This is a genomic window from Cupriavidus sp. SK-4 (assembly GCF_000611125.1).
Taxonomy (GTDB): Bacteria; Pseudomonadota; Gammaproteobacteria; order Burkholderiales; family Burkholderiaceae; genus Cupriavidus; species Cupriavidus necator.
Genome location: NZ_JFJW01000241.1, coordinates 1 through 11,508, shown reverse-complemented (window position 1 = coordinate 11,508; position 11,508 = coordinate 1). Strand labels below are relative to the sequence as shown.

10 protein-coding genes and 1 pseudogene are annotated in these 11,508 nt (G+C 66.4%); 9 read left to right on the top strand and 2 right to left on the bottom strand.

Translation table 11 applies throughout. The features are described 5' to 3' along the window. Positions 1 to 25: 25 nt before the first annotated feature. Positions 26 to 682 (bottom strand): annotated as a pseudogene (locus CF68_RS36875) (IS30 family transposase); the annotation flags it as partial. A gap of 534 nt (positions 683 to 1,216) precedes the next feature. Here CF68_RS36875 and CF68_RS39305 point away from each other — a divergent pair. From CF68_RS39305 to CF68_RS35005, 3 genes are read left to right on the top strand one after another with little or no spacing between them, the layout of a single operon-like run. Beyond that, positions 1,217 to 1,396 (top strand): hypothetical protein, encoded by a 180-nt coding sequence (locus tag CF68_RS39305; protein WP_369798939.1) that lies wholly within the window; start codon positions 1,217 to 1,219, stop codon positions 1,394 to 1,396. Positions 1,397 to 1,434: 38 nt separating this feature from the next. Further along, positions 1,435 to 3,588 carry an acetate--CoA ligase family protein gene (locus CF68_RS35010; RefSeq protein ID WP_051591831.1) on the top strand — a complete coding sequence of 718 codons (2,154 nt, stop codon included), beginning with the start codon at positions 1,435 to 1,437 and terminating at the stop codon, positions 3,586 to 3,588. 57 nt (positions 3,589 to 3,645) lie between these two features. Next, positions 3,646 to 4,386: an IclR family transcriptional regulator gene (locus CF68_RS35005; protein ID WP_035828234.1), complete on the top strand. Its 741-nt coding sequence runs from the start codon at positions 3,646 to 3,648 to the stop codon at positions 4,384 to 4,386. Between the two features lie 16 nt (positions 4,387 to 4,402). Here the strand turns inward: CF68_RS35005 and CF68_RS35000 are convergent, their stop codons facing one another. Further along, positions 4,403 to 5,305, bottom strand: a complete 903-nt coding sequence (locus tag CF68_RS35000; protein ID WP_035828232.1) for a CoA ester lyase — start codon at positions 5,303 to 5,305, stop codon at positions 4,403 to 4,405. A gap of 225 nt (positions 5,306 to 5,530) precedes the next feature. On the opposite strand from CF68_RS35000, the gene CF68_RS34995 reads away from it, so the two are divergent. The 6 genes from CF68_RS34995 to CF68_RS34970 are packed head-to-tail and all read left to right on the top strand — an operon-like array spanning position 5,531 to position 11,329. Further along, positions 5,531 to 6,895, top strand: a complete 1,365-nt coding sequence (locus CF68_RS34995) for an MmgE/PrpD family protein (protein ID WP_035828230.1) — start codon at positions 5,531 to 5,533, stop codon at positions 6,893 to 6,895. Further along, a complete protein-coding gene (locus tag CF68_RS34990; protein WP_035828228.1) occupies positions 6,892 to 7,395 on the top strand; it encodes a MaoC family dehydratase in 504 nt (167 codons plus the stop codon). Before CF68_RS34995 ends, CF68_RS34990 begins: the two co-directional genes overlap by 4 nt. Positions 7,396 to 7,419: 24 nt before the next feature. Next, positions 7,420 to 8,658, top strand: coding sequence for an acyl-CoA dehydrogenase family protein (locus tag CF68_RS34985; protein WP_035828227.1), 1,239 nt, complete (start codon positions 7,420 to 7,422; stop codon positions 8,656 to 8,658). After that, positions 8,655 to 9,149 (top strand): MaoC family dehydratase, encoded by a 495-nt coding sequence (locus CF68_RS34980; RefSeq protein WP_035828226.1) that lies wholly within the window; start codon positions 8,655 to 8,657, stop codon positions 9,147 to 9,149. Before CF68_RS34985 ends, CF68_RS34980 begins: the two co-directional genes overlap by 4 nt. Next, complete coding sequence (locus tag CF68_RS34975) at positions 9,146 to 10,387, top strand: CaiB/BaiF CoA-transferase family protein (protein WP_035828224.1); 1,242 nt, start codon at positions 9,146 to 9,148, stop codon at positions 10,385 to 10,387. The genes CF68_RS34980 and CF68_RS34975 overlap by 4 nt, the downstream gene beginning before the upstream one ends. Before the next feature lie 30 nt (positions 10,388 to 10,417). Next, positions 10,418 to 11,329, top strand: a complete 912-nt coding sequence (locus tag CF68_RS34970; RefSeq protein WP_035828223.1) for a CoA ester lyase — start codon at positions 10,418 to 10,420, stop codon at positions 11,327 to 11,329. Positions 11,330 to 11,508: the final 179 nt, after the last annotated feature.

Here is an 11,508-nt window from a genome sequence, read left to right as displayed (position 1 = left end):
CTCCGCGCTCGCGTACTGGACGGATTCAACCGGTCGTCGCAACACTAGATTGTTGAACAGATTTTAGATAGTCGTCCAGGGCTTCGGCAGGTGTCTTCCAACCAAGCGTTTTTCGGGGCCTGGTATTCAGTGCATTGGCAACGGCCTGGATCTCTCGAGCGCTCCAACGGGATAGGTCTGTGCCTTTTGGAAAGTATTGTCGCAGAAGACCGTTCGTGTTCTCGTTCGTGCCGCGCTGCCATGGACTGTGCGGATCGGCGAAGAATACCTTTACCCCGGACTCGACGGTGAAGCGGGCGTGATCGGATAGTTCCTTGCCACGATCCCAAGTCAATGACCGCCACAACTGGGCAGGCATGTCGGACACCGTCTTCTTGAGCGCATTGGCCATCGTGACAGCTCCGTAGCCAGCCAGTGCGGGGCCATTCTTCGTCCGGGGAGTCGACCCATAGCCTTTCTCCCGAGGCAGGTGGACGAGCATGGTGAAACGGCTTGATCTCTCCACCAGCGTCCCAATAGCAGATCGGTTCAGGCCGATGATCAGGTCACCCTCCCAATGCCCTGGCACAGCACGATCCTGCGCTTCTGCAGGCCGGCTAGAGATCATCACATCCTCGCTAACATGCGCCCAGGCCTTGGCTTGTGCCCTGGCCCTCGGTACGCGCAACGCCCGCCCAGTGCGTGTTCAAGGGAGCGACGTACGCCGACATGTTCCGCCGCGGCAAGCCAATCGTTTGGATCAACGCCACGAACGTCTACTACCGGGTCGCGTTCCCGTTCAGCCAGTTGGCATTCGATGCACTATGCAGTGATCTTGCGAGCTTTCCCGTTTCCGAGGCCGTCGCCGCATCCATGGCGGTCCCGCTCTTCTTCGCACCGATCGTCCTTCAAAAGCATCCCGAGGCTTGTAGTGCACCGCTGCCGAATCTTGACCACGCCCAGGCGCCTGGGCGATCGCTGCTGCTTGGCGCGTTGGCAAATGCCGTTCGCCGTCACCGGGATACTTCGAAGGGAAAGTACATCAAGCTGGTCGACGGCGGCGTGACCGACAACTACGGCTTGGCCACCATTCTGCAATCGCGCCTGCTGCTGGGCACGGCTTACGGTCCCATGAGCGAGAACGACGCGATCAAGGTGCGGCGGCTACTTTTCATCGTTGTTGACGCCGGAGGGGTGGGGCGCCATTGTCGCTCCGGCGGGTACGCCGCGAGACATCGTGCAGCGTGTCGGCACGGCCTTGCAGGCGATCATCCAATCCCCGGACGGCGGCGAGCGGCTGCGGGCACAGGGCGCAATGCCCAAGTACGGTAGTCCGGACATCGTGGATGCGCTGATTCGCCGTGACCTGCAGAAGTTCGGCGAGGTCGTCAAACAAAGCAACGCCCGGATCGATTAACCGGCCGCGACCCGATCCTGTTCACTGACGGAAGAGACATGCACAAGCCTGAGGCAGATGACAAGCCAAGCGAAACACTGAGAGCGCTCTTCGAGCCTGAGTCGGTTGCCATCATCGGGGCTTCCGACGATAGCACCCGGATCGGCGGACGCCCGCTGCGCTACCTGCTGGACGCCGGCTTCGCAGGCGGCATCTATCCGGTCAATCCCAACCGGGAGCAGGTCCAGGGCATACCAGCCTATCCGGACATCCGCGCGGTTCCTGTGCCAGTGGACCTGGCCATCATCGCATTGCCAGCCGACCAGGTGCTGGCGGTGCTGCCCTCCTGCGCGGAGAAAGGCGTCAGGGCGGCCATCATCTTCTCGGCGGGATTCGCGGAAACGGATGAGGCCGGCGCGTCCCGGCAGGCCGAGATGCTCGCGATGGCGCGGCGCCTGGGCTTGCGTGTCCTGGGGCCTAACTGCCTTGGGGCATTCAATGCGCATACCGGGTTCATGGGCACCTTCACCCAGGCGCTGAAGCATGGCTTCCTGGCACCCGGCGGCGTCGCGATTGCCAGCCAGAGCGGCGCGTGCGGCGGGCATCTGGCTTACCTCTGCAGGCAGCGTGGGATCGGCGTGGGCTACTGGATCACCACCGGCAACGAGGCGGATATCGGCTTGCCTGAGTGCATTACGTGGCTCGCGCAACACCCGACTGTGCGGGTGATCGTGGCTTATGCCGAGGCCATTCGCGATGGCGAGAGCTTCGTCAAGGCATTGAAGCTGGCGCGCTCGCATGGCAAGGCTGTCGTCGTGTTGAAGGTCGGGCGCTCGGCTGCAGGGGCGCGCGCGGCAGCGTCGCATACCGGGGCCCTGGCGGGGGAGGACGCGGTCTACGATGCAGTGTTCAGGCAGTATGGCGTCTATCGTGCAGGCAGCGTCGAGGAACTCCTGGATATCGCCTACGCCTGCGCACACGGCGTCTACCCGGCGGATCGCAGCCTGGGCATCGTGACCGTCTCGGGCGGGGTCGGCGTACAGATGGCCGATGCCGCGGCCGAGTACGGCTTGGAAACGCCGCTGCTTCCGCCCGGCGCCCAGGCCAGCATCAAGGCGATGATCCCGTTTGCAGGCGTGACCAATCCGATCGACGTGACGGCGCAGGCCGCCAATGACAAGAGCCTGCTAGGTCGATGCCTGGAAGTCGTGATGACCGAGGGCAGCTTCGGTGCGGTGGTGCTCTTTGTGACCAGCGCGCCGGCTGATCCCGACTTCGCGCAGCGGTTGCTGGTCGTGCTCGGTGAGATGCGCCAGCGCCATCCGGGGCGTCTGGTGGTACTGTCCTTTGTGGCACCGCAGGCGGTGGTGGGGGAGTTCGAGGCAGCGGGCTACCTGGTGTTCGAGGATTCGAACCGGGCGGTGCGTGCGATCGGCGCCCTGGCCGCTTTCGCGCGCAGCTTCCGGCGCGGAGCCACCAGCGCTGCCGATGCCCCGGCATCCGCCGGCAGGACATACGCGCTGACGCGGGGCGACATCGAAGGGTTGAACGAGCAAGGCGCCAAGGCGCTGCTGGCAGCGGCCGGCATTCCCGTACTGGACGAGGTGCTTGCCGCCAATGCCGAAGCCGCCGGAGAGGCGGCCGCGCGCATCGGCTGCCCGGTTGCCTTGAAGGTGGTGTCGCCGGACATCACCCACAAGACCGAGGTGGGCGGCGTCGTCCTGGATATTCCCACCCCGGAACTGGCCGTGGCAGCCGCGCGCGACATGCTGGCGCGGGTGCGCGGCCAACTGCCCGCGGCGCGGGTGGACGGCGTGCTGGTTTCGCCGATGCGGCGGGGCGGCATAGAGACCCTCTGCGGCGTGTTCCGTGATCCGGTGTTCGGGCCGGTACTCATGTTTGGCCTGGGCGGCGTGCACGTGGAAGTGCTGAAGGATGTCGCGATGCGCCTGGTGCCGCTGGATCTGGATGAGGCACGTTCGATGGTGCAGGAACTCCGTGGCAAGGCCATCTTCAACGGGGTACGTGGTGCCCCGCCGGCCGATGTGGAAGCCCTGGTTGACGTCCTGGTGTGCTTGTCCGCCTTCGCTGACAGCCAGCGCGATGTCGTCGGCGAGGTGGATATCAACCCGCTGCTATTGATGCCGCAAGGGCAAGGCGCGATCGCGCTGGATGCGCTGGTACTGCCGGTTGCCGCGCCGGTCTCAAAGTAGGCGGCCAGATCCTGTATGCTCCCCGGACAGGATTTGCGCCAGACAGGAGGCAGGCAGATGGAGCGCGGCATGGTGAAGTCGGCGACCCGGGTCTTTGATTTGCTCGAGCTCTTTGAAAAGGAGCGCCGGCCGCTGCGGGCCGTGGAAATCGTCGCCATGCTGCATCTGCCGCAATCGAGCGTATCCATGCTGCTGCAGACGCTGGTCGCGCGCGGCTATATGGAGTTCGACGCAGAAACGCGCGAGTACTGTCCGTCGGTCCGCGTTTCCTTCCTCAACGAATGGGCGACGCGCAGGCAGGGCCCGGGCAATACCGTGCGCGATGCCATGCGGCGCCTGTCCAGCGAGACCGGCGAGACCGTGCTGCTGGGGCGGCGCAGCGGCATCATGCTGCAATACCTATCCGTGGTCGAGTCGCAGTACGCGCTGCGGCTGGCGGTGTCTTCCGGCACGCTGCGGCCGATCCACCGGGCGGCGATCGGCATCATGCTGCTGAGCAAGATGGATGACGACGACATCGGCCGGCTGCTGCGCCGCTACAACGCCGAGCATGCAAAGGACGGGGCGCCGCCGGCCAAGCCTGCCGAAGTCATGCGCGCGGTCGAGTCGGCGCGCGAGCGGGGCTACTATGAATCGGCCAGTCTTGCCACCGCAGGGGCCGGCGTGATCGCCACTTTGCTGGCGACGCCGATTCGCGGCCAATGGATGGGCATTGGCGTCGGCGGGCCGGTGGCCCGCCTGCATGAGCGTCGCAAGAAGCTGGTGACGGCGGTGCTGGCGGTCGGCAAGGACCACTGAGTCCCTGCTGCTTGGCCTATGCGGCGCGCGATGCGTTGCGCGCCTGGATGGTGTCGTGCAGTGCCAGCAGGCGCGTGGCCTGCTCCAGGTGCAGCCGCTCGACCATGCGGCCGTTCAGGTTGATCACACCCGCGCCGGCATGCTCCGGTGCTGCAAAGGCAAGGACGATCTGCCTGGCGTCTTCCACCGCGAGCGCCGACGGCGCGAAGGCCAGGTTGGCCGGCTCCACCTGCGACGGGTGGATCAGCGTCTTGCCGTCAAACGCCATCTTCACGGACTGTTCCACTTCTCGGGCGAAACCCGCCTGGTCGGCGAAGTCGTTCCACACCCCATCCAGCACGGCGACGCCGTGGCGCTTGGCCGCCAGCACGACAGACATCAGCCAGGGCAGCAGGTACTGGCGCTGGTCGCCCGGAAAGACGCCGGTCTCCTTGGCAAGGTCGTTGGTGCCGATCACCAGGCAGTCCAGTGCAGGCTTCGCCGCACGGCCGGCGCAGAGGATGTCGTCGATATGATGGATCGCGTCGGCCGTCTCGATCATGGCCCACAGGCTGCAGGCGCGCGTCCAGGTGTGCGCGCTGCACGCCGTGCGCAGGCGTTCCATGTCCGCACCGCGGTTGACCTTGGGCAGCAACACGGCATCCGGGCCGCAACGGGCGGCGACTTCCAGGTCGGATGCGAACTCGCGGGTGCCAAGGGCGTTGAGGCGAATCACGGCCTCCTGGCCCGCGAACGCCCCGGCGGCGAACGCTTCGATCAGGTTGCGCCTGGCCGCGTCTTTCATGGCCGGTGCCACCGCGTCCTCGAGGTCGAACACGATGGCGTCGCACGGCAGGCTGCGCGCCTTGCCGAGCGCGCGTGCATTGCTCGCCGGCACGTAGAGGACGGAACGGCGTGGGGGTCTCTGCTTGTCTGTCATGGCATCTGATGGATAGGTGGAGGTAGCTGGCGCGGCCTGCCCGGCATGCCGGCAGCGCAGCGCACGTCAGCAGTCTCCATTGTCCGTGCCCTCGTTTCAATCACATATGTGATGGATCCACCATGCCCGGAACAATCACATATGTGATGCCATGGCCCGGAAGCCTGCCTGATACTTGGTTCACAGGAACCGAGGACCGCCGGGGAAAGCCAGGCGGAAAACCGAGTGGAAAACACGAATCAGGGTGGAAGTGAGGCCGCCGGCTTCACGCAAATGCTGGCGCAGTGGATCAGCACGGTGGACGACGAGGCCATCGGTGCCGAAGCCTTCATCTGGGCCAGGCACGTCATGCTCGACTGGATTTCAGTCAGCCTGGCGGCCGCCAACGAGCCGCTGGTGGAGATGCTGGCGGCGGAGTATGCCGGCTCGCGCGACTTGCCCTGCAGCCTGCTGGGCAGGACGGCCCACGCGAATCCGCTCGAGGCCGCGCTGATCAACGGCGCGGCGGGCCATGCGCTGGATTTCGATGATGTTGCCTCGTCCATGTATGGGCACCCGACGGTGCCGGTGGCGCCGGCTGCGCTGGCCCAGGCTCAGGTGCAGAACGCCAGCGGACGGGCGCTGCTGCGCGCGCTGATCGTCGGCCATGAGATTGAAAGCCGGGTCGGCGAAGTGCTTGGCGCCAGCCATTACCAGCAGGGATTCCATGTCACCGGCACCGTCGGCACGCTCGGCGCCGCCGCGGCGTGCGCGGCGCTGCGCCAGCTTGACGCCGCCGCGACCTCGCATGCACTGGGTCTTGCGGCCACGCAGGCGGCCGGCCTGAAATGCATGTTCGGCACCATGGCCAAGCCGCTGCACGCGGGCAAGGCGGCCATGAACGGGCTGATGGCGGCCCAGCTTGCGGCGCGCGGCTTCACGGCGCACGCGGATGCCATCGAGTGCGAGCAAGGCTTTGCGCGCACGCAGGCCCCGGCGCCCAATGCATTTCCCACGACGCTGGACACCGGGCGCGGCATGGCGATCGAGCGCACCCTGTTCAAATATCACGCCTCCTGCTATCTCACGCATTCGACCATCGAGGCGATCGGCCAGGCCCGCCGCAATCACGGCGTGGGCCTGGATGACATGGAGTCGGTGACCATCGTCGTCTCGGGCCAGCACCGCGGGGTCTGCGACAACCCGAACCCGCAGACCGGCCTGGCGGTGAAGTTTGCCGTGCAGCACCTTGCCGCGCTCGCGCTCGACGGCGCAGCGACCTCATCGCTTGAACTCTATTCCGACCGCACCGCGCTGGATCCGCGCTACGTGCGTGCGCGCCAGCGCATCGCATTGGTGGTCGAACCGGGCGGGGACCGCAATGCCGCCACGGTGACCATCCGTACCCGCGACGGGCGCGAGCTTAGCGAGCAGGCCAATGTGGCGGTCCCGGCCACGGACCTGGACGCGCAATGGGAGCGGCTGGTGGCCAAGTCGCGCGCCATCGTCACGCCGGTGATCGGGCCGGTCCGTTTCGGAAAACTCGTGGCGGCGGTGGATGCGCTGGACCGTTCGCCCTCCGTCAATTCCTTGTTCGAGGCAATGCAATGACATCAGATGCCATGACCGTTGCCCGGCTCAAGTCCGAGGCAAAGCTGCGCGCGCGCGGCCACCGCTTCGAGGATTTCGAGCCCGGGCAGTCGTACACCCACCACTGGGGACGCACCGTGACCGCGGCGGACAACACGCTGTTCTGCGTGCTCACGCTGCACTACAACCCGCAGTACACCAACGCGGCGCTGGCCAGGGCGCAGGGCCACCCGGACACGCCGGTCAATCCGCTGCTGGTCTTCAACACGGTCTTCGGGCTGTCGGTCGAGGACCTGTCGGAAGGCGGCGGCCCGTTCCTCGGCGTGGATGAGCTGACCTACCTGAAGCCGGTCTATCCGGGCGACACGCTGTACGCAAGCTCGGTCGTGGTGTCGGCGCGGCCGGCCACCAACCGGGCCGGCTACGGCATCGTCACGTGGCACACGCGCGGCACCAACCAGCAGGGCGACGAGGTGATCACGTTCAAGCGCTCGAACCTGGTCAGGACCAGGAACCAGTAACAGAGACCAAACAAGGGGACAAGCATGTCGCAAGACGGACTGGGTTACATGACGGAGCAGCGGCGCATGATTCGCGACGCCGCGCGCGAGTTCACGATGAAGGAAGTGCTGCCGGTCGCCAACGCGCTCGACGGCCCGGACGGCGAGATCCCGATGGCGCTGCGCGAGAAGCTGGCCGAGATGGGCTACTTCGGCATCACCATCCCCGAGGCCTACGGTGGACTCGGGCTGGGCATCTTCGAGTACTGCCTGATCTGCGAACAGCTCTCGCGCGGCTGGATGTCGGTGGCGTCGATCGTGGCGCGCGCGCAGGGCGGGTGGATCCAGAAGTCCATGCCCGAGGAGATGTGCATGGAATACCTGCCGCGGGTGGTGCGCGGCGAGTTTCTCGGCGCCAGCGCGCTGTCCGAGCCCGATACCGGATCGGACCTGGCGTCGATCTCGTGCCGCGCCGTGCTGGAAGGCGATGAATGGGTGCTGACCGGCAACAAGTACTGGTGCACGTTTGCCGACGGCGCGGACTACCTGACCGTGTTCGCGCGCACCTCGGCGCCGCCCAGCCCTGAGAAGCGCTGGCAGGGGATATCGAGCTTCCTGATCGAGAAGGAGCGGGGCAAGTTTCCGCCCGGGATGGTCGGCAAGCCGATTCCCAAGATCGGCTACTTCGGCTGGAAGACCTTCGAGCTGGCGCTGGACGGCGTGCGCGTGCCGAAGCGCAACCTGATGGGCGAAGAGGGCAAGGCCTTCCTGCTGATGAGCAAGGGCCTGGAAGGCGCACGCGCGCATACCGCGGCCCGTGCCATCGGCCTGGCGCAAGGCGCGCTGGAAGACGCGATTGCCTATGCCACGGAGCGCAAGCAGTTCGGCATGCCGATCGCCGAATACCAGGCCATCCGCTTCAAGATCGCGACCATGGCCACCGAGATCGAGGCGGCGCGGCAGTTGCTCTACTACGTCTGCAACGAGATCGACAGCGGCCGGCGCTGCGACAAGGAAGCGTCGATGGTCAAGTACTTCGCTTCGGAGATGGCCGAGCGCGTGACCTCCACCGCGCTGCAGATCTTCGGCGGCGCGGGCTACACCACCCTGTTCCCGATCGAACGCTACTGGCGCGATGCGCGGCTGACCAAGATCTTCGAAGGCACTTCCGAGATCCAGCAGCGAGTCATTGCCACCAGCTTGCTGGGCCGCTCCGAAGTCGAAGCGATGATCGCGGAACGAGCCTTTGCCGGCCAGGCGGGCAAGAAGCGGGAGGCAGCATGACTACCGACATCGCCACGCTGACCAGCCCGGACGGGTACTTCGAGGACTTCGAGGTCGGCATGCTGATCCGCCATGCGCGCGGCAAGACCGTGACCGAGATGGACAACGTGCTGATCACCAACATGGTGATGAACACTGCGGAGGGCCATTTCAACGAGGACGTGATGCGCCAGAGCCCGGGCGGCATCTTCTCTCAACGCGTGGTCTTTGGCGGCATCAACCTGTCGATGGTGCTCGGGCTGGCCGCGCAGGATACGGCCGAGCAGTGCCTGCGCGAGCTGACGCTGGACAAGATCCGGCTGTCGCATCCCGTCTTCCACGGCGACACGCTCTACGCCTATACCGAGGTGCTGGAGAAGCGCGACGCTGAACAGGACGACGCCGGCATCGTCTGCTTCCGGCACTATGGCCTGAACCAGGACGACAAGCTGTGCGTGCAGGCCGAGCGCACCACGCTGATCCGCCGCCGGCCGAAGCGGAGCACGCCATGAGTTCCACGGAACGCGTGGCGGGTGCGCTCGACGGCCTGGTCGTGCTGGACCTCACGCAGATGCTGGCGGGGCCCTACACGTCGATGATGCTGGCGGACCAGGGTGCGCGCGTCATCAAGGTCGAACCGCCGGGCGGCGACCAGACGCGGCGCACCGGGCCGCACCTGCACGGCTCGGTGAAGATGGACGAGGGCGGCTTTGGCAGCTACTTCGGCTCGATCAACCGCAACAAGGAATCTGTGGTCCTGGACCTGAAGCAGCCCGCCGGCCGCGCCGTGCTGCTGCGCCTGGTGCAGGGCGCGGATGTGCTGGTGGAGAACTACCGCGCCGGCGTCATGGACCGGCTCGGCCTGGGCTACGAGACCCTGGCGGCCGAGAACCCCAGGCTGGTGTATGCGGCGCTGCGGGGGTTTGGCGACCCGCGCAGCGGCGAGAGCCCCTATGCGTCGTGGCCCGCCTACGACCCCGTGGCGCAGGCGATGGGCGGCATCATGGGCATCACCGGCGGCAGCCGGGGCGGCCCCCCGACCAAGATCGGGCCGGGCGTGGGCGACATCGTGCCGGCCATGTTCCTGGCCTATGGCGTCGCGGCCGCGTGCTGGCAGGCGCAGCGCACCGGCCGCGGGCAGTTTGTCGACGTGGCCATGGTCGATGCCATCCTGGCCGTGTGCGAGCGCGTGGTGTTCCAGTACAGCGCCACGGCGCAGGTGCCGGGCACCGAAGGCAACGGCCATCCGCTGTTGTGCCCGTTCGGCCTGTTCCCGGCCCGCGACGGCTTTGTCAGCCTGGGGGTGCCCAACGACCGCTTCTGGCGCTTGCTGGTGGCGCAGATGGACGACCCGGCACTGGCGGCCGATCCGCGTTTTGCCACCAACGAAGCACGGGTCGCGCATCGCGAAGAAGTCGAAGCCGCGGTCGGTGCTTGGACCGCACGTCATACCAAGCGCGAGCTTGCCGGGATGCTCGGCGGCGAGATCCCGTTCGGCCCGGTCTTCGGCGCCAACGAGATCTTCAGCGACACGCACTTCCGTGTCAGGGAAATGCTGGTCGATGTCGACCAGCCGGGCGCCGCCCGCCCCCTGACCATCGCCGGCAGCCCGGTGCGCATGAGCGACACCCCGGGCGGCGTGCGGCGCCGCGCGCCGATGACCGGCGAGCATACCGACAGCACGCTTGCCGACTTCGGCTTTGACGAGCGCGAGATCGCGGCGCTGCGCACCGATTGCGTCATCCAGTAAGTACAGCCAATCCCAGCAGGAGATCCCAACATGCAAGAACGAGTGAAGAGACTGCGCCGCTGCCAGCTTTCCGTGCCTGGCTCGAGCGAGAAGATGATGGCGAAGGCCGCGGCGATGGACGTGGACTTCGTGTTCCTCGACCTGGAGGATGCCGTCGCCCCGGCGGAGAAGCGGCCGGCGCGGCGCAAGATCATCGAAGCCCTGAACGGGCACGACTGGGGCAAGACCACGCGCTGCGTGCGCATCAACGACCTGACCACCGAGTACGCCTACGAAGACATCATCGAAGTGGTCGAAGGCGCCGGCGCCAACCTTGACGTCATCATGCTGCCCAAGGCCATGAGTGCCGCCGACGTGCTGTTCGTCGACAAGCTGCTGAGCATGATGGAAAAGAAGCTTGGCCTGAGCCGCCGCATCGGCATCGACGTGCTGATCGAGGAGGTGGAGGCGATGATGCATGTCGAGGAGATCGCCGCCTCAACGCCGCGGCTGGAATGCCTGATTTTCGGCATGGGCGATTACTCCGCGAGCCAGGGGGTGTCGATCCGCGACATCGGTGGCACGGGTGGCTATCCGGGCGACATCTGGAACTACCAGCGCCACCGGCTGACCATTGCCGCGCGGGCCAACCGGCTCGATGCCGTGGATGGGCCGTTCGCGGACTTCCGCAATCCGCAGGCGTATGCGGAAGAAGCCCGCCGCGCGATGATCCTCGGCATGGTGGGCAAATGGGCGATCCATCCGGCACAGGTGGAACTTGCACAACAGACCTTCTCGCCGGCCGCGGCTGACGTCGCGCAGGCGCGCGAGATGATCCGTGCCTACGACGAAGCCCTGGCGCAAGGCCTGGGCGCCGTCCAGTACAACGGCAAGATGATCGACATCGCCTCGGTCCGCATTGTCAGGAACCTGGTCGAGCGCGCCACGCAGATCGGCATGTAAGACGTTGGAAGGCGGGCAATGCCGCAGCGGGACAACTGCCCGGCACACCTCTCACAAGCGCGCCCGCCGCTGCAATCCACAGGGCGCCGACACCGCTGGAGACGCCATCATGGATACACCGCAGCAATCCCCCATCGCTCACATCGACCCACGGCGCCGCCGCCTGCTGGCGGCCGGCG